Below are 19,176 nucleotides of genomic sequence, written 5' to 3'. Positions count from 1 at the left end.
AATCCTCCTGCCTACAGTGATTTTTTCTTATTCTCAGCTACTATTTCTAGTGCAATTTTCATAATCTCCAAATCAACCTCTTCTGCTTCCTTACTATTATCATCAATAGTCTTTCGTCTATTCTCTAACTTTTTCTGTCTTTTTAATAAGTCATCTATCTTGACCTGTCTATTTTTCTCTAATAAATTAAAGATTAATTTATCGACTTCAAGGACATCATTTAGGTCAACACCGCTTAAATTCAGCTTGCTTAACCTATTTAAATAGTCTAAACTAATCCTATCGTCATAAATATCTTCATTTTTAATTATTCCCTTTTCGTCAAGCTTTAAAACCTTTGAGAATATGATTTTACTGTTATTATCAGAGAAATCATCCTCATCTAACTTATACCTAACTATCTCTCTAGCCTTACTACTCAACATAATGGCAGCAATTATATTCATCTCTACAAATGAACTTGGTTCTTCGACTTCCTTTGGCTTCTTAAAATTAAAGTGTCTATTATCTACATTAGAAGACCTATTGCCAGATTTTTTCTGCCAGGGAACCTTCTTGCCATTCATTTCATTTCTAATAATTTCAGCATTTGTCGCAGTCATCTGAGACAAAATATTTATATAGTAGTCTTGTTCAATTGGACTTTTTATATCTTTTAATATTTTTACAGCTTCCCTTAGGTAGACCATAGAATCCTTTCTATCATCCAATTTGTAATTTTTTGATAGTACATTTAATCTGAACCTGGTAGCTTCAATGGCATTTTCTATCCTATCATACATCTTTGCCATGCCGTGTTCTCTTATAAATTCGTCTGGGTCCTTGCTGTCTCCCAGATCAAGTATTCTTACAGAAATACCCTGCTTTTCTAATATTTCAATTGCCCTCATGCTGGCATTTATACCCGCCTGGTCTGAATCATATGACAAAACTAGGATATCAGCATATCTTTTTATCAAGCCTGCCTGCTCGTCTGTAAGTGCCGTACCGAGGGTTGCCACAGTATTTTTTATGCCAAACTGGTACAGGGATATTAGGTCCATATAGCCCTCTACTAAAATCAAGGTCTTCTGGTTACCTAGATGTTTTCTTGCAAAGTTAAGGCCATACAAATTATATCTCTTGTTAAATATCTCAGAGTCAGGGGAATTTAAATACTTGGGTTGTCCATTATCCATGACCCTGCCCCCAAAGCCTATTACATTTCCCTTGTAGTCAAAAATAGGGAACATAACCCTATTCCTGAATTTATCAAAGAACCTATCTGATTTTGAACTCTTACTCAAGAGTCCTGATTCAAAAAGTTCTTCTTCTGTATAACCCTTAGAGGTTAGATATAACTTCAAGCTATCCCAAGAGTCCGGGGCATATCCAAGGCCAAAGTTTTTGATTGTTTTAAGGTCTAAGCCCCTCTTCTTTAAATAGTTGAAGGCTTGATTTTGTCCATCTACCAGCTTTGAATAATAAAACCTAGCTGCCTCTATGTGTATAGTGTGAAACTTGTTTATCTTCTCTAGCCTAAGTCTGGTATTTTGATCTATCTTGTTCTTTATCTCAATTCCACACCTGTCTGCTAAGAGACGGACGGCATCCATAAAGTCAAGGTTTTCTACCTTCATAACAAATGATATTACATCCCCACCTTCTCCACATCCAAAGCACCTATATATCTGCTTGGCTGTATTTACATGAAATGAAGGAGTCTTCTCATTATGAAAAGGGCAAAGACCCTTATAATTAGTCCCTGCTGGCTTCAATTTGACATAGTCGGAAATTATATCGGCTATATCACTCCTGTATTTAATTTCCTCGATTATATCCTTCATATCATTCATATGTTAACCCCTACTATAAACATTAACATTTCATTATTGCATGAAACATTATTTTTGTCAATATATTACAATAGTTGTATTCGACAGAAGTAGTCAATTTCCTTTATTTAATTTTAATTCAACAAAAAAGAAACCCAAAATAGGTTTCTTCTTAATATAAATTTACTGCATAGCTGCAATAATTTCTTCAAAAGACTTATCAAAAATAGATGGTTTATCAAACTTCCAAGTTCCCTGGTAGACAGGATCACCATTTAGGTAGAAGGTTCCCTCTCCATGCTTTTCTCCCTGTTGGAAGTCTCCCTCATACCACTTATTCCTGTTCCATATATACTTGCCCTTACCATGTATCTGACCTAGTTTCCATTCGCCATCATAAATTAGTTCTCCCTTAGAATTGAAACATGAACCATTACCATCCATCTTACCATCCTTGAAATCACCAATATATATATATCCATCACTCCAAGTATAAATACCAAGACCTTCTTTTCTTCCATCTATCCAATTGCCAAGGTATTCATCGCCATTATTGTACTTTATACGACCAATACCATCGCTCTTATTTGCTTTAAAGTTACCGATATATTCGTTGCCATTAGAGAAAGTAAAAGAACCCCTACCCTCTCTCACACCATTGACAAAGTTTCCGATGTATTCAGTATTAATACTCGAATCATCATCCTCACCTGGCTGGAATATATAAGATCCTACCCCTATCATCTTGCCATCTAAAAGCCTGCCAATATACATATCACCATTAGAGAACTTATAGATCTGGACCATGTCATTTTCCTTGGCCAAGTCAAGACTGTCTTCTTCGCTATCATCAAGAAAACCTACTATATCAGCCAGGTTTTCATTTTTAGCAAGTTCTTCCTTCTGTGACTCTATATAAATTTCCTCTTCCTTACTGGCAGCCAACTTTTCCTTTATCTGGTCTGAAGGCTCCCCTAGGATAAGTTTCTCCAACTCATAAACTTCTTCATCACTAGCAAATATACCCTTCTTCAAGGCATTGCTCTTCTTTATCTTAAATAGTTTTAAATTCTTTCTTATATCGTCAATTTCATTTATATAACTGGTATATAATTCTACATAATTATTTGATATGCTCAAACTAATCCCTCCGTTCAATAGACATCTACACTAATTATATAATATTTTCTAATATTTTAAAAGTATTTTGTCCACAGACATCTAAAATATTATAAATCCTTGGACTTAAAACCTCTTCCCCTCACTTCAGTTATATCATTGATGGTGATGAAGGCCCTTGAGTCAATTTTAAAAGCTATTTCTTTTATTTTTGGTATCTCATTTGAAGATACTATAGTATAGATTAATTTTTTACTGTCACCTGTATAGGCTCCTTCAGCATGTATAAAGGTTACCCCTCTTACCATTGCCTTCATAATATCTTCTGCTATCAGGTCTGGCTTGTCAGATATAATTATCAGGGACTTCTGATAGTTCATAGCATCCTTGATAAATCCAAGTGCCAGGGAGCTAATATAAAAGCCTATTAGGGTGTATAGGCCCAGCTTTAAACTAAACAAAATGCTACCAACCATTACAACTATAACATTAAAAGCAAAACTGGTATCCTTAATTTCTATATTCTTTTTTATCTTTAATATAGCCGCAATTATATCGGTACCACCAGTAGATGCCCTTGCCCTAAAGACAAGACCTATCCCTATTCCATTCAAAAAGCCTCCGAAGACTGTCTGTAAGAACATATCATTTATAGGAATAATCGACCCTATATCCTGGGTTAAACCTAGGATCAAAGAATATATAATCATATTAGTTAGACTGAGCATACAGAATTCTTTCTTTAAATATATAAAACCTAGTATGAAAATAGGTATATTTAATATAAAAGTTCCTATACCCACATTCAAACCCGTTAAGTAGTTTATGGCGGTTGCAAAACCAGTTACACCACCACTCAAAAGGTGGGCCTGGCGTAAAAATCCATTTACACCAACTGCAGATATGCTCAAACCTAATACCATAGTTCCCAACCTTAATGAAGGATGTTCACTAAACCTATCTCTAACCTGACTCATTACTTCCTCCTCTAGCAACTTGCTAAATCATCAAAGCACCTATTTTTTTCTTATTTGCCTCTAAAACATCCACGACTTCTTCCAAATCCATATCAGATATAGCCTCAATAAACTTATCTATCTTTATCATCTCATTTTGCAGTTTTTTCTCTAACTCAGGTCTATTTGCACTAGATGTAACCTCTAAGAATTCTCCTGAGTAAATCATATATATTGATGCCTGGTCCAAAAGTTCTAATGCAAGAGCATTAAAATATTTTTCTAGGTCTAGATTATTTTCCATTAAAGCCCTCTTGGCCATGGCAGATGCCACCGCAGCCATCTCAGAAGTATCATCAATCAACTGCCTAAGAATTTTTATGGAAGTAACATCTAATTCCTCTATCATGGCATAAGCAATATTTTCTCCTTCTTCAACTTGATCCATTTTTACAAATATGCTCTTGTCATAGCCACATACTGGACAGACATCTGGAGCCTCATCACCTATATGGATATAACCGCATTCTTTACACTTAAATCGCTTCATTTTAACACCTCTCATTTAAAGTTGATAAAAATAGATACATCTCAAAATATAATATCCTATATATACTGACTTGTCTACATTCTCAGATAAATTTATAAATTTTTTATAATATTTTACTGTTTTTATTCAAAAGTATCCTTTAAAAAATCCCATTTATGTAGTAAAATATAAAGACGGGAGGATAAACTATGAAAAAAGAAAACAAACATTATATAAACTATAGTAGGACTAATCCTAAGAAAAGAGACATACGTTTACCAAAGAGGAAAAAAAGAGCTGGCTTTAATGCAAAAAAAATCTTATTACTTTTAATGGTTATTGCATGTGTTGCCGGCTGCTTTAAGCTAATAAGTGCTTATAGAAGTAATGAAGAAGCTGATAATAAGACAAAGATTGAAAATAATCAGGCTCAGACTGATGGCAAAAAAACAAAAACTGTGATTGGCCAAAAGGAAGATGCGAAAAAGTTACATGGTGTGGATGCCCAGAAGATCTGGAATGCCCTAAACACTTATGACTATGATAACGGTGGTAAAAAGCAGGTATTCTTAACATTTGATGATGGACCTTCTCTTACAAATACACCAAATATCCTTAAAACTCTTAAGGACAATGATGTAAAGGCTACATTCTTTGTTATAGGTAAGTCACTAGCCATGAATGGGGCTGCAGAAATTTTAAAGCAGGAATATAATGAAGGTATGGCTATTGCCAACCACTCATATTCACATGACTATAGTCACCTATATCCTGGCAGGGTTTTAAACCTATCAAACTACACTGCAGATTTTGACAAGAATGCAGACCTAATCAAAAAGAGCCTTGGCTTTGATTTTGAAACCAGAGTTTACAGGTGTCCAGGTGGTCAGATATCATGGCAAAAGACTGAACCACTTAATGAGTATCTAATTAAGAATAATAAGGCTTCAATAGACTGGAATGCCCTAAATGCTGATGCTGAAGGTGCTAAGAAAAGTGCCGATGAGCTTTATAAGCATGCAGTAGAAAGCAGTAAGGGTAAAAACCTTGTTGTCCTGTTAATGCATGATACTTATGGTAAGGAAGAAACAGCTAAATACTTGGACAAGATAATAAAGTACTACAAGTCTGCTGGCTATGAATTTAAGACAATGTATTAAATTCACTTACCTTGAAGTTTAAATTAAGACAAATAAAGTGAGGTATACATTTACTCGTAAATGTATACCTCTATTTTTATAAACTAGTTAAAAAATGAGTTTATAAACTCTATTATTCTATCAAGTAGACCTGACTTCTGAGCCTTGTCTGCCAGGTCACCAGCAGCCTTCTTAGCCTCTTCTAGTCCTGTTGATGTAGTACTTACCACAGCATTCTTAGATAGCTTTGAATCGTCAAACTTATTAAAGAAGTTGCTTGCATCCTTGTTGTTCTTCAACCATGATGAAGCCTTGTCTATTATACCACTAGACTCTATCTTTTCACCGGCCTTACTTAGGTTGTTCTTTACATTGGCACTTACATTGTTCAAAGTATCCTTCATATCATTGTAGTTGTAGTTCTGGTTACCTACATCCTTCATTAGGTTGGTAATAATATTTATATCACCAGTATTAAGGGTTACATTATAGTTGTCAGCTACCTTCTTTACTGTATCCTTAATTTCCTTTTCAGAGTCCATATCCTTCTTTATTACTTCCTTCTTAGTATCGTTGATTATACCTGCCGCCTTGTCCTTACCCACTGATTCAGCAAGGTTACCTGTAGTTATCAGCTCCTTGTTGGCCAACTTCTTTTTCTCTTCTGTCAATTTCTCTCCAGATGATTTTTCAAAGGCCATTGTAATACCTGTTAAGGCTCCTGTACCACTTACTGGGAATGGGGCTGCCGCTACTACATTGGCATTTTCCACACCAGCTGTAGCAAGTGTAGATGCTATCATAGAACTAGTTACCCAAGTTATATTTGATGTCTTTACATTTATACCACCACTTGTCGTTGGCACAACATATGAAGACGACATTGTCACCCTGCCAATCTGGGCCTCTGGTGCTATACCTCCCAGATACTTCCTCTCCTGCTGGTTGTTTACATAAATTATATTTGAGTTTGCCTCATCTACACCAAAGTAGTTTAAAATAGCCTGTTTCTGACTGGCATTTAAGTTGGCTCCCAGCGTTACAACTTCACCGGAATCAGCAAGGGCATGACCTGCAAATGCTGTCGTCATAGCTAGCATAGCTACCAAGGATAATATCTTGCTTTTAATATTTTTTTTACTCTTATTTTTAAATATGTTCATTTTCATACCTCCAATACAGATTTCTAGTTTATTCCTTAATCTCAATCTGTATTATGAGGATATCTCTATATGCTTAATTTTACCTTTAAAGGTATAAATTCTAGACTTTAAATACTTACAATGCTATAATATACTTGATATGATAAATATCCAGCTAGGTCTTGGATTAGCTAGCTAGATTATTTATAAGGTATTTAAGACCTAAAGTTTGAAAGGAGAAAAATATGTCAAAAGAATTAGTTAAAGATAGAGTTGTAGAATATTTGATCCAGGAATTAGGTGTTCCTGAAGAAATGATTGAAATTGATACTCCCCTATCAGAGTATGAGGAAGGTGTAGAGGGTACTATAGATATCACAGTTACTACTGAAGATGAAGAGGGTGCCCTTCTACCACTTATGATAGTAGTTTGCTTAGACGATGATATAGAATTAACTGAAAGCGTTGTTGATGGTCAGATGGACTTCCTTGAGTTGATTGATGAATCTACTCACGTTGGTAGGATGATTCTTACAAATGGTGACCAGATGATGTATGCAGACTGGAATGGAACAGAGTTAGAAGATGAAGAAGCCCTTCCTAATTATAATCAGATGTTAGAAGAATATAAGGCTGTTGAAAATGAATATAAGAAGTATATGGCTGAACACCCTGAATGTGATTGTGGTTGTGAAGACCACCACCATAACCACTAGGGATAATTCATCAAGCCTATAGTAAATAAATACATATAAACGTAAAAGAAGAGGTCAAATGCTGACCTCTTCTTTATATTTTACATTTAAATTTTGTATGCTCTTATACCTTAATTAAAAAGAAGCTATTATAGCACCATTGTACTTTTCTTCGATATACTTCTTAACTTCTGGTGATGTAAGGGCTTTTGTAAGAGCCTTAATCTTTTCGCTGCTTTCGTCACCCTTTCTAACCGCTAGTATATTAGCATATGGAGAATCAGTTGACTCGATTGCGATTGAATCCTTAGTAGGGTTTAGCTTAGCTTCAAGTGCATAGTTAGAGTTTATAACTGCAAGGTCTACATCCTTTAATGCTGTTGGTAGCTGTTCAGCTGCAAGCTCCTTAATTTCAATATTCTTTGGATTTTCAGTAATATCGTTCTTAGTTAATAGGTCCTTATCTGCAACCTTTATTAAACCTTCTCTAGCAAGTAACTTAAGAGCTCTTGATTCATTTGTAGCATCGTTTGGAACAGCAACTGTAGCACCATCCTTAGCATCACTAACCTTCTTTAGAGAATTTGAATAAACACCCATTGGCTCTAAGTGTACCTTAGCTGTGTATACTATGTCAGTCTTATTCTTAGCATTGTACTCATCTAAGTATGGTACATGCTGGAAGTAGTTAGCATCTAGTGACTTTTCAGTCAAGCCCTTGTTAGGTAGAACATAGTCGTTAAATACCTTAACATCTAGCTTATATCCTTCCTTTTCAAGAATTGGCTTTACTACTTCGTTCAATATCTGTGCGTGTGGGTTAGGTGTTGCACCTACTACGATAGTCTTATCATCACCTGAAGATCCACCCTTATCTGCTTCCTTGTTTGCTCCACAAGCAACTAGGCCTAATGATAGTACTGCTACTGCAGCTAGTGTTAAAAATTTCTTTGCTTTCATACTTGTACCTCCTAAAATTTTTTATTTTTCTAAAAATTCCAATTAATTTTAATTTATATTATAGCACTAAATTCTAAATTTAGTTAGCTATTTTATATAAGTTATTACTTTAACTTTTTATACAAAAAGTCTCCTAGGTTCTGGATAATTTGTACCAGGATTACCAGGGCAACAACTGTGAAGAACATCACATTTTTATCAAATTGCTGGTATCCGTATACGATAGCCACATTACCAAGACCACCAGCACCAACAGCTCCTGCAATTGCAGTGTAACCTAGCACTGATATTATTGTAAGGGTTACCCCTAATACAATAGATGGAACTGACTCCTTTACCATAACCTTAAAAATTATCTGTACATTTGTTGCTCCAAATGATTTTGCAGCCTCGATTAAGCCCTTGTCTACTTCATTTAAAGACGACTCTATCAATCTTGCTATGAAAGGTGCTGTACCAACTGTAATTGGTACTAGGGCCGCTGTATTACCAATACTAGTTCCCACAACCAACCTTGTAAAGCTACTAATAGCTACAATTAAGATAATAAATGGGAAGGATCTAAATATATTTACTATTAGTCCCAATGTATTGTATACAGTCTTATTAGGCTTTAATCCATCATCCTTAGTTATTACCAAAATGATTGCAATTATAAAACCAATTATAGATGCTATTAAAGTCGGAACCAAAATCATATAAAGTGTTTCCATAAAGGCAGTCGGGAATAAATTCATCATATAATCTTTAAAGCTCATTGTCTACCTCCTGCCATCTCATACCATGATCAGTTAAATATTTTTCAACATCTCCAAGTCTTTCCCTTGGAACATTTATAATAAGTGATCCCAGTATATTTTCTCTAAACTTTTCCAATTTACCATATATTATAGATACGTCTATGGAAAGCTCTCTAGCCATACCTGTTATTACAGGATCATTTGATCTGTCATTAGTGAACAGTAGCTTTAAATTACAACCACTAGGTAGGACTATATTTTCTTCTCCAAGTAATTTTCTTAGAGGTTTGTTATTCTTTAAGAATATTTCTTCTGTTTCTCCCACTTCTAAAACCTTACCAGCATCCATTATGGCAGTCCTTGTGCAAACTTGCTTTATTACTTCCATCTGGTGGGTAACTATTACTATAGTTATGCCCAGCTTTTGGTTTATCTCCTGTAGAAGGTCTAGAATAGATTTTGTAGTCTTTGGGTCTAAGGCTGACGTAGCCTCATCACAAAGTAATACGGATGGATTCATCGTCAAGGCCCTCGCTATGGCAACTCTTTGCTTTTGTCCACCACTTAGGTTTCTTGGCTTTACATCCTTTTTATCCAAAATACCAACTAGGTCTAATAGTTCTTCAACTCTAGACTTTATTTCCTCCTTGGAATATTTAAAACATTCCATTGGTAGGGCTACATTTTCAAAAACAGTCTTTCTTTCTAGAAGAGAGAAATGTTGGAAAATCATGCCTAGGTCTTTTCTTAGGTTTCTAAGAGCCCTATCGTCCAAATTGGCTACATCTTGTCCATTGACGTATATAGAACCTGAATCAAAGTCTTCTAACCTATTAATACATCTCAGTATCGTAGATTTACCAGCGCCACTATGTCCTATGATGCCGAATATTTCCCCGTCTTTTATGTTTAAGTTTATGTCAGTCAAAACTTGATTTTGACCATAAAACTTATTTACTTCTTTTATTTCAATCATCTAATACTCCTTTCTATAAATTCTAATAAATAATAAAAAAATGCCTGAGTAAAATATACCCAGACTTGGAAATACTACTCATCTTTCGGTTATATACACCGCTGGATTTAGCACCTTAACAAAGTTAGGTTGCCGGGCTTCACAGGGCCAGTCCCTCCACCACTCTCGATAAGAGATTTGTATTTTGTTATGTACTTATGATAAGTTATTACTTGAACTTTGTCAATAATTTTTTCAATATTTTTTAAGTTAGTCTTTTAACAATAAGAAAAAACCTCTGAAAGCCTTATAAAAAAAGCTAAAAGGCAACCTGTGTTAACCAATAAATACTGTAAATCATAGCAAGTCCTATTATTCCCATTATTATGATATCAATAACTACTGCCCTCTTTTTTTCATTTTCCTTATCTTCATTGAATGATCTAAACATAGCGTAGAACATTACTCCTAGACCCAATATATTAACCAAGACTGAAGAAAGCTGGTTAGCCAAATACCTAGAATATATAATAATCAAAAAACCTACACCTAGCAAGAAGGTATTATTAGACATAGGTGAATTACTGCCCTTATCATCCTTCTTATCAAGATGATCCTGTTTCATATAGTATGGTTTATTTTTTTCTTGTTCTTTCCCGTATTTTTAGACATTATAATCCTCCAACTTCTACCCTATATAAGTACTGATATACCTACCAGCCCTACAGACTATTATTTATATAAACATTATAATATATGACCCTCTTATTTTCAAGTTACATAGTTTGGAAATTGACTAATATTTAGGCTTCATCTTGAGTCTATAGGTTGATTTTATATTAAGTGTCTTTTAGGTAAACATAAAAATCCCGATTGAATAAATCAACCGGGATCTTGTCTGTGTGTTTATTTTTTGTGTTAATTAGTCAAAACTTATACTTATAAGTCTCTTAAGCTTCTTTCTTAGCTCCTATGAACTTACCAATTATAGCTGCAATTACAACTGGTATAATCCAGTAGAATCCTACCGCTGAACCTGGTAACTTGTTTAAAGCTTCTGTTAGGCCTGCTAGACCTGCGAATACTTTTATAGATGATAATTCATGGGCAATACCTAGTATTAGAGCAACCCAAACTGCTAGTACGTATACATTTTTGTTCTGAATCTTTGTATGGATTAGACCAAGAAGTATTAGAGTAACAACCGCTGGGTACATCATATATAGTAGAGGTGCTGCTATCTTAATTATCTTGTCAACACCAAAGTTAGATACGATTGCTGAGAATATACAAACCACAACAACTATAACTTCATACTTAAGCTTACCTTCTGTAAGGTCACTGAAGTAGTTACCACAAGAAGATGTAAGACCTATAGCTGTAGTCAAGCAAGCTAGACCAACAACTAGACCAAGGATTACCTTACCTGGTCCACCAAGTATAGCCTGAGTTATTGATATAACAAGTGTAGTTCTTTCAACTGTATTGTCAAACTGTGGAGATACAGTAGCTCCTAGGTAAGAAAGACCACCATATACTAGGGCCAAACCTACAACAGCTACTATACCTGCAAGTATTGTAGCCTTAACTAGAGCCTGCTTTTCAGTATAACCCTTCTGCTTAACAGATGCTATAACTATACCAGCGAATACCGCACCTGCCATACCGTCAAGAGTCTGATAACCATCGTTGATACCACTTATAAATACGTTATCAACAAGAGTTCTATCAAGTGGTGCTCCAAGTGGGCTTACTATACCCTTTACGATCAATACTGCCAAACAGATTAGAAGTACTGGTGTCAAGAAAGCACCAATTATATCTACAACCTTTGAAGGCTTAATAGTTAATACTAGAACTATTACGAAGAATATAATTGCAAAAACTATTGGGCTTAGGCTCTGTCCGAAATTAGGAACTATACCTATTTCATAAGTTGTAGCTGCAGTTCTTGGTATAGCAACAAATGGTCCTATACAAAGGATAGTTAATGATGCTATTACAACACCAAGCTTCTTACCAGCTCTTCCGAAAAATGCCATCATGTCGCCCTGTGTACCTGTAGCTGCGATAACACCTAATAATGCCAAACCACCATCTGCGAACAAGAATGCTATAAATGATATAAACCATTTAGATCCTGAAATCACGCCCAAGAACGGTGGGAAAATTAAGTTACCAGCACCAAAGAACATCGCGAATAATGCGAAACCTACGACAACAATGTCTTTAAATTTGATACTCATTTTGAACTCCTCCTTAAAAATAATCAAAATTAAATTAGTTCTCTTAGAGTATAACCTTAATTTTCAGTATTGTCAAATAATTTTTTTAATTTATCATCTAAAGTAACCTTTTCATAAATTTATCTAAGGTAAATCATTGCATATTTTTCTTTTTTAAATTTAATTAAAATATATATTTTTATTCTTTAAATCTATTCTCAAAAAATACCTTTTTATTTTATATAGATATCAGCAAAAAAATCAGGGTACATAATATAATATTGTGCACCCTGAAAAGTTTATATACTCATTATTTTAAATCTAATACCTTATCTTACTTAATATTATTATGCAAAGCTAAGATGGGTATATAAATTTCCTATATATCTAAATTTTCACCAGACTTAACCTTAATATACAATTTGTCTATATATCGAAAAAATCTCTGCTTAAGATATTTCTGCCTTTTATTTAGAAAGTTCTTATTTAGGAAATCACTATTTGATCATCTTGTGAATCTATCTTAACCCTGTCACCAGGTTTTATCTGGCCACCAATAATCTTCCTTGCAAGTATAGTTTCTATGTTGTTACTTATATACCTCTTCAATGGCCTTGCACCGTATACCGGGTCATAAGCCTCTTTTATCATAAGGTCTTTTGCTGCTTCTGTTAGGTCTACACTTATATTATTTTCTGACAACCTAGCTGCCAAGTCTGCAAAGAATATATCAATAACCTGCTTAATTTCATCCTTCATAAGTGGCTTAAACATGATTATATCATCCACCCTGTTCAAGAACTCAGGCTTGAACCTTGATCTCATCTGCTTAAGTACGCTTTCACTTACATTTTCATCAATATTACCGCCAGCTTCTAGTAGGGTTGAACTTCCTATATTAGATGTCATTATAATCAAAGAGTTTTTGAAGTCAACTGTCTTCCCCTTGTTGTCAGTCAACCTACCATCATCAAGTATCTGTAGGAATATATTGAATACATCATCATGGGCCTTCTCAATTTCGTCAAACAAGATTACTGAATATGGCTTCCTACGTATTGCCTCTGTCAACTGGCCACCTTCTTCATAACCTACATAGCCTGGAGGTGGTCCTACCAACCTAGATACACTATGCTTTTCCATATACTCTGACATATCTATTCTTACTATGCTATCCTCGCTGTCAAATAGGTCTCTTGCCAATGTTTTGGCCAACTCAGTCTTTCCAACACCTGTTGGACCCAAGAAGATAAATGAACCCATAGGTTTTTTCTGGTCACTAAGGCCTGCCCTAGACCTTAAGATTGCATTAGATACAGCGGTAACTGCCTCATCCTGGCCTATAACCCTCTTATGTAGCTGGTTTTCAAGGTTTAGTAACTTGGCCTTCTCAGTCTCAACTAGTTTGCTGACTGGTATACCAGTCCACTTGGAAATAATATCTGCAATTTCATTTTCTGTTACCTCTTCTTTTAGGAGACTTTCACCACTTTCACTATCATACTTATCTTCAAAGTTCTTGATTTCCTCTTCTAATTTTGGTATCTGGCCAAATTTAACTTCTGCAGCCTTGTTGAAATCATACTCTCTTTCATACTTTTCAACCTTGGCCCTAGCCTCATCCAAGTTAGACTTAAGGACTTTTAGTTCTGTAATCCTATTTTTTTCCTTTTCATACCTGGCTGTCATACTATCATTTTCTTCCTTAAGGTCAGCCAGTTCCTTTTCTAATTCTTCCAATCTTGACTTTGACTTTTCATCTTCCTCTTTTAAAAGGGCCTCTCTTTCGGTTTCTAACATTAATAGTCTTCTTCTGACTATATCCAGGTCTGTTGGTAGAGAATCTATCTCCGACCTAATCATAGCTCCTGCCTCATCTATTAGGTCAATCGCCTTGTCTGGAAGGAACCTATCTTGTATATACCTGTCTGATAGCTTTGCAGCTGCAACTATGGCATTATCATGTATTCTAATACCGTGATGTATTTCAAACCTTTCTTTTAAACCTCTTAAAATTGATATCGTGTCTTCAAGACTTGGCTCGTCAACTATAACTGGCTGGAACCTTCTTTCTAAGGCCTTGTCCTTTTCAATATACTTTCTATATTCATCAAATGTTGTTGCACCAATACAGTTGAGTTCTCCTCTTGCCAACATAGGTTTTATCAAATTACCTGCGTCCATTGAACCCTCAGTCTTACCTGCACCAACTATAGTGTGTATTTCATCTATAAACAATATTATCTTACCTTCAGAACTAGATACCTCCTTTAAAACAGCCTTTAATCTCTCTTCAAATTCACCCCTATACTTGGCGCCAGCTATCAAAGCACCCATATCTAAGGAAAATATTACCTTGTCCTTTAAACCTTCAGGTACATCACCTTTTACAATTCTTTGGGCAAGACCCTCTACTATGGCTGTCTTACCTACACCTGGTTCTCCTATTAGGACCGGATTATTCTTAGTCCTTCTTGATAGGATCCTAATGGCTCTTCTTATCTCTTCATCCCTACCAATAACTGGGTCTAATTTATTATTTTCAGCTAGTTTTACAAGGTTAGTTCCGTATTTTGTAAGGGCATCATATATTCCCTCCGGATCCTGGCTGTCAACCCTTTGGTTACCCCTAACCTGGTGAAGTACATTCAAGAATTCCTGCTTAACCAAACCATACTGACCGAATATTCTTCCTATTACAGATGATTTCTCTTTGTCAAATATAGCAAGCATTATATGTTCAACACTTATATAGGAATCCTTAAAATCATCCGCTATCTTTTCTGCATTAACCATGATTTCATTTATTCCCCTAGTGGCAGTTACTCCTTGAGAGTTTGCCCCGCCACCAGTCACGCTTGGTAACTTAGATATTTCATTTTTTACTGACTTCTTTAGTGATTCAGAACTTATATTCATTTTTTCTACTATATTAGGAATCAATCCATCTTCCTGGTCTAACAAGGCGTATAGTAGATGAATTACATCAACCTGTTGGTTATTATTACGAACTGCCTCCGAAAAAGCATCATTCAAAGCATTTTGTACTCTTAGTGTCATTTTTTCTACATTCATAATTTACACTTCCCTTCTATATTTTATAACTTATCTATTTTTATATACATCTATACTCTCTATTTTTATACGCTATCCCTATCATTTTCTTTAGGTCACTTACTCCTAAGTAGTATTGACCTACTCAAATCTACTATTGCATCCATTAATTCCTGACCTGATCTAGAGTCAAATCTTAGTTCCAAATTAAATCTTTCTGACTTGTCGATAAAGTTCAACTCTTCCTTGGAAAGAATGTACATATATATATCATCTGTAACCAAGACCCTCTTACCATACTCTATACCAGAACAAGTCTTTATAAATTCATCCCTATAGTCTATATAGTAGTCATCTTCTTCAGGATAATACACATAGTCAACCATAAAATTCAATATATCCACTATGTATTTATTAACAAAGGAATATACTTCATCATTGTTATAGACTGATATATTCTCATATATATAGTGTCCAAAATATGGATGAACATTTTCTCTCAATTCATAGACATATTTAGAAGACAGCAAAAAACTTATCGTCCAATAATTTGACTCTTTTTTGGCCAGGCTAATCACGTTATCATCCTTGTACATCTTTATAGGCAGAGGAAGGACCTTTCTCATATCCAAAGACCTAGCCTCGTCATACATATTACATATAAAATTATCTATCGAAAAAGTATTTGTATGCTTCTCAAAGAGGTGGTCAAACCACCTCATTATATCTCTATCAAATATATAATTCATATCTATCACTTCTTTCCCTTGTATACAGTATTATATTCCTTAATCAATTTATCCCTCTCATACTTAGACCCCCTATACGATACCAATGGGTTAACCATATACAAGCCATTTCTGACTTTCTTTAGAAAATCCATCTTTTTGTACTGGCCAAATAGTACGGATAAGGCTGTCTTTGGATAGTCCAGTTCAATTGACAGGTCGTCTAGGGTCATATATATCTTGTTATTCTTATCCATTAGGCTTATCAGGACCATCGGTATCATAGCCTTCTTTGTAGTGGTATCCTTCAAAGACCTGATATAGTTGTTAGGTGATATATTGATAAACCTTTCATGCTCCTTATTATAGTTGACCATCTGGCTTTCACTATACCTATCCTTATTTAATTTTCTTGGTTTATGTTCTAAATCAAACAATTATATCACTTCCTCACTATCTACTAGTCTTATTTATCTATAATAATCCCATTCTTAGCCACCACTTTCCTATAATATATACCTTAATTGTTCAGCCGTCAACCTAATAAACCTCATTAATTTATTATTTTATATAACTTAAGTTTATCATTTTGATAATTTTTATTTATATTTATAATTTAAAAAAATGAGACCTTGCCTACAAACTATAGGTCTACACTAAAAAAATTATCATAAAAAAATATTTTTTATTACATATTTAGCTTATACACTTATGCTATAATATATTAAGCATTTAAAAAAGGAAGTGAAATCATGAGTATAAAAAATATATCAATCCTAGGATCTACAGGTTCCATAGGAAACCAAACCCTTGATGTTATCAGAAAAAATCCTAACTTATACAGGGTAGAAGGTTTGACTGTAAATAAAAGCATAGGTAAACTATTAGATCAAATAAATGAATTTAAACCTAAAGCAGTTGCCATATATGATGAGCTTGCTTATGAAAACTTTATGGAGACTGTAAATATAAATAGGTCTACCAATTCAAACCTAGATAAGCTTCAAGTATACAAGGGGCTTGAAGGCTTGATAAGGATAGCAGGATCTAAGACTATAGATATACTGGTAACTGCTGTTGTTGGCATGATTGGCCTATTACCAACTGTAGAAGCAATTAAAAATTCAACTACCATTGCCCTTGCCAACAAGGAAACCTTGGTCACTGCCGGACAGATAGTCATGGACTTAGCTAGAAAACACCAGGCAAAGATACTGCCAGTTGACAGCGAACATAGTGCTATATTTCAGTGCCTAAACGGTGAGGGTTCTAATAAAATAGATAAAATCCTCTTAACTGCCTCAGGTGGTCCTTTTAGGGGTAAATCAAGGCAAGACCTGGTAAATGTAAGCAAGACTGATGCCCTTAAGCATCCTAACTGGTCAATGGGTCAAAAAATTAGTATAGACTCTTCTACCCTAATGAATAAGGGGCTAGAAGTTATAGAGGCCAAGTGGTTATTTGACGTTGAGCCTGAGGACATAATAGTCCATGTTCATCCTGAGAGTATAGTTCACTCTATGGTCCAGTTTAAAGATTCATCAGTCATAGCCCAACTAGGTTGCCCGGACATGCGTGTTCCTATCCAGTATGCCCTTTCTTACCCAAGCAGGCTTGACAGTGATTTTGAAAGGCTAGACCTCTTTAAAGTTGCCAGCCTTAATTTTCAGAGACCTGATTTGGAAGTTTTTCCCTGCCTAGCCCTTGCCTATAGGGCCCTAAGAGAGGGTGGTAGTACGGCGACTGTCTTAAATGCAGCCAATGAAGTCCTTGTTGAATTTTTCCTAAATGATAGAATTGGTTTTTATGACATACCTAAGTATATTGAAATGGCCATGGATGACCATGCCTTTATAGACCAACCAAGCCTAGAGGATATAATTAATATGGATACTTGGACCAGGTCATATATAAATAAATTATTAACTTCTTCTATTTAGGGGAATAAAATATATAAATTACTTATATCTATTAATCTTAAGCATAATTAAAGGCTTGTGTTATAGTATATAATCATATAGAAAACCCAGTAAATTATTTAGTCAATGAAGAGTCATACCTAAGATTTTACTGGTTTGAGTTCTAATTAAAATAAAGGTAGGTGAAATATGAATATAATTGTTGCTATTTTAGTTTTCGGACTAATTATATTTGTCCACGAACTAGGACACTTTTTATTGGCCAAGAGGGCTGGCGTAACTATACATGAATTTTCTATAGGAATGGGACCCCAGATATTCTCAAAAGAATCCCAGGGAATTAAGTATTCCCTAAGGATGATCCCCATAGGTGGATATGTTGCCATGGAGGGAGAAGATGAAGATTCTGATGACCCAAATTCATTTGGAAAAAAATCTTTAAAAGATAGGTTCCTTACTATTTTTGCAGGACCCTTTGTCAATATAGTATTTTGTATAATCCTCTTAGTACCTGTTTTTTTCTTTATAGGTGCACCGACTACCAAGTTTAGTCAGGTTATAAGTAAATCCCCTGCTGCTCTTGCAGGTCTACAAAAGAATGATGTCATCCTTTCTATAAATGGAGAGAAAACTAAAGAATTTAATGACATAAGTAAACTTGTAAATAAGTATGGTAAAGAAGAACTGACTATAAAATACAAGAGAAAAAACCATGTTGACACTGTTAAATTAAAGGCCCAAAATCAGGGAGGAAGGTACATAGTAGGTATACAACCTGCCTATGAAAGAAATCAACCTATTAAGGCTGTAAAACAGGCCTTTGTGGTTACATACGATACTTCTAAAACTATGCTTAGCTTTTTGTGGAAGCTGGTTAGTGGTCAATTATCAGGTAAGGCTGCCGATGCCATATCAGGACCTGTAGGCGTAGTAAAAATGGTTTCAAATGCAGCTACAACAGGACTTATAAATGTTCTCTACTTGACGGCCATCATCAGCTTAAATATAGGCCTGATGAACCTACTTCCTATACCGGCCCTTGATGGTTGGAGAATACTCATGTTACTTATAGAAGCCCTTAGGGGTGGTAAAAAATTTCCTGCTAAGATAGAGGGTTATATCAATGCAGTTGGTCTAATTCTAATCTTAGGCTTGATGTTGTTTGTAACCTACAAGGATATAATCAGACTGCTAAGTTAGA

The 19,176-nt window shown here is 34.9% G+C and carries 17 protein-coding genes and 1 riboswitch; of the genes, 4 read left to right on the top strand and 13 right to left on the bottom strand.

What is annotated here, in order from left to right:
* Positions 1-11 precede the first annotated feature (11 nt).
* From dnaG to HMPREF0634_RS00925, 4 genes are all read right to left on the bottom strand, one after another.
* Positions 12-1,835: a DNA primase gene (gene dnaG, locus HMPREF0634_RS00940; protein WP_007788091.1), complete on the bottom strand. Its 1,824-nt coding sequence runs from the start codon at positions 1,833-1,835 to the stop codon at positions 12-14.
* A gap of 162 nt (positions 1,836-1,997) precedes the next feature.
* Complete coding sequence (locus tag HMPREF0634_RS00935; RefSeq protein ID WP_007788147.1) at positions 1,998-2,954, bottom strand: MORN repeat-containing protein; 957 nt, start codon at positions 2,952-2,954, stop codon at positions 1,998-2,000.
* An 89-nt stretch (positions 2,955-3,043) separates the two neighbouring features.
* Positions 3,044-3,910, bottom strand: a complete 867-nt coding sequence (locus tag HMPREF0634_RS00930; protein WP_007788068.1) for a YitT family protein — start codon at positions 3,908-3,910, stop codon at positions 3,044-3,046.
* A 22-nt stretch (positions 3,911-3,932) separates the two neighbouring features.
* Positions 3,933-4,439, bottom strand: coding sequence for a rubredoxin-like domain-containing protein (locus HMPREF0634_RS00925; protein WP_007788087.1), 507 nt, complete (start codon positions 4,437-4,439; stop codon positions 3,933-3,935).
* Positions 4,440-4,627: 188 nt separating this feature from the next.
* Here HMPREF0634_RS00925 and HMPREF0634_RS00920 point away from each other — a divergent pair, with 188 nt between their 5' ends.
* Positions 4,628-5,578 carry a polysaccharide deacetylase family protein gene (locus tag HMPREF0634_RS00920; RefSeq protein WP_007788058.1) on the top strand — a complete coding sequence of 317 codons (951 nt, stop codon included), beginning with the start codon at positions 4,628-4,630 and terminating at the stop codon, positions 5,576-5,578.
* Positions 5,579-5,661: 83 nt separating this feature from the next.
* Here the strand turns inward: HMPREF0634_RS00920 and HMPREF0634_RS00915 are convergent, their stop codons facing one another.
* Positions 5,662-6,720 (bottom strand): DUF1002 domain-containing protein, encoded by a 1,059-nt coding sequence (locus HMPREF0634_RS00915; protein WP_007788131.1) that lies wholly within the window; start codon positions 6,718-6,720, stop codon positions 5,662-5,664.
* 224 nt (positions 6,721-6,944) lie between these two features.
* Between HMPREF0634_RS00915 and HMPREF0634_RS00910 the strand changes: the two genes are divergently transcribed.
* Positions 6,945-7,415: a type I restriction enzyme HsdR N-terminal domain-containing protein gene (locus HMPREF0634_RS00910; RefSeq protein WP_007788029.1), complete on the top strand. Its 471-nt coding sequence runs from the start codon at positions 6,945-6,947 to the stop codon at positions 7,413-7,415.
* A 114-nt stretch (positions 7,416-7,529) separates the two neighbouring features.
* Here HMPREF0634_RS00910 and HMPREF0634_RS00905 read toward each other — a convergent pair whose 3' ends face one another.
* From HMPREF0634_RS00905 to HMPREF0634_RS00870, 8 genes are all read right to left on the bottom strand, one after another.
* Positions 7,530-8,354 (bottom strand): MetQ/NlpA family ABC transporter substrate-binding protein, encoded by an 825-nt coding sequence (locus HMPREF0634_RS00905; RefSeq protein WP_007788127.1) that lies wholly within the window; start codon positions 8,352-8,354, stop codon positions 7,530-7,532.
* A gap of 104 nt (positions 8,355-8,458) precedes the next feature.
* Positions 8,459-9,112: a methionine ABC transporter permease gene (locus HMPREF0634_RS00900; RefSeq protein WP_007788037.1), complete on the bottom strand. Its 654-nt coding sequence runs from the start codon at positions 9,110-9,112 to the stop codon at positions 8,459-8,461.
* Complete coding sequence (locus tag HMPREF0634_RS00895; RefSeq protein ID WP_007788151.1) at positions 9,102-10,070, bottom strand: methionine ABC transporter ATP-binding protein; 969 nt, start codon at positions 10,068-10,070, stop codon at positions 9,102-9,104. The genes HMPREF0634_RS00900 and HMPREF0634_RS00895 overlap by 11 nt, the downstream gene beginning before the upstream one ends.
* 75 nt (positions 10,071-10,145) lie before the next feature.
* Positions 10,146-10,245: riboswitch (SAM riboswitch) on the bottom strand.
* 123 nt (positions 10,246-10,368) lie between these two features.
* Positions 10,369-10,674, bottom strand: a complete 306-nt coding sequence (locus tag HMPREF0634_RS00890) for a hypothetical protein (protein WP_040565573.1) — start codon at positions 10,672-10,674, stop codon at positions 10,369-10,371.
* A 325-nt stretch (positions 10,675-10,999) separates the two neighbouring features.
* Positions 11,000-12,295 carry a branched-chain amino acid transport system II carrier protein gene (brnQ, locus tag HMPREF0634_RS00885; RefSeq protein WP_007788050.1) on the bottom strand — a complete coding sequence of 432 codons (1,296 nt, stop codon included), beginning with the start codon at positions 12,293-12,295 and terminating at the stop codon, positions 11,000-11,002.
* Between the two features lie 465 nt (positions 12,296-12,760).
* On the bottom strand, positions 12,761-15,349 hold the full coding sequence (gene clpB, locus HMPREF0634_RS00880) for an ATP-dependent chaperone ClpB (protein ID WP_007788122.1): 2,589 nt from the start codon (positions 15,347-15,349) through the stop codon (positions 12,761-12,763).
* Between the two features lie 95 nt (positions 15,350-15,444).
* Positions 15,445-16,077 (bottom strand): hypothetical protein, encoded by a 633-nt coding sequence (locus HMPREF0634_RS00875; RefSeq protein ID WP_123795768.1) that lies wholly within the window; start codon positions 16,075-16,077, stop codon positions 15,445-15,447.
* A 5-nt stretch (positions 16,078-16,082) separates the two neighbouring features.
* Positions 16,083-16,493: a replication/maintenance protein RepL gene (locus HMPREF0634_RS00870; protein WP_007788144.1), complete on the bottom strand. Its 411-nt coding sequence runs from the start codon at positions 16,491-16,493 to the stop codon at positions 16,083-16,085.
* 315 nt (positions 16,494-16,808) lie between these two features.
* Between HMPREF0634_RS00870 and HMPREF0634_RS00865 the strand changes: the two genes are divergently transcribed.
* Together HMPREF0634_RS00865 and rseP are read left to right on the top strand one after the other, a co-directional pair.
* Positions 16,809-17,996 (top strand): 1-deoxy-D-xylulose-5-phosphate reductoisomerase, encoded by a 1,188-nt coding sequence (locus HMPREF0634_RS00865; protein ID WP_007788072.1) that lies wholly within the window; start codon positions 16,809-16,811, stop codon positions 17,994-17,996.
* Between the two features lie 168 nt (positions 17,997-18,164).
* Positions 18,165-19,175: an RIP metalloprotease RseP gene (gene rseP / locus HMPREF0634_RS00860; RefSeq protein ID WP_007788054.1), complete on the top strand. Its 1,011-nt coding sequence runs from the start codon at positions 18,165-18,167 to the stop codon at positions 19,173-19,175.
* Position 19,176: the final 1 nt, after the last annotated feature.

Origin of the sequence: Peptostreptococcus stomatis DSM 17678 (genome assembly GCF_000147675.1) — a bacterium.
GTDB lineage: Bacteria > Bacillota > Clostridia > Peptostreptococcales > Peptostreptococcaceae > Peptostreptococcus > Peptostreptococcus stomatis.
The sequence above is the reverse complement of the archived record's forward strand: the minus strand, read 5'-3'. Positions and strand labels throughout refer to the sequence as shown.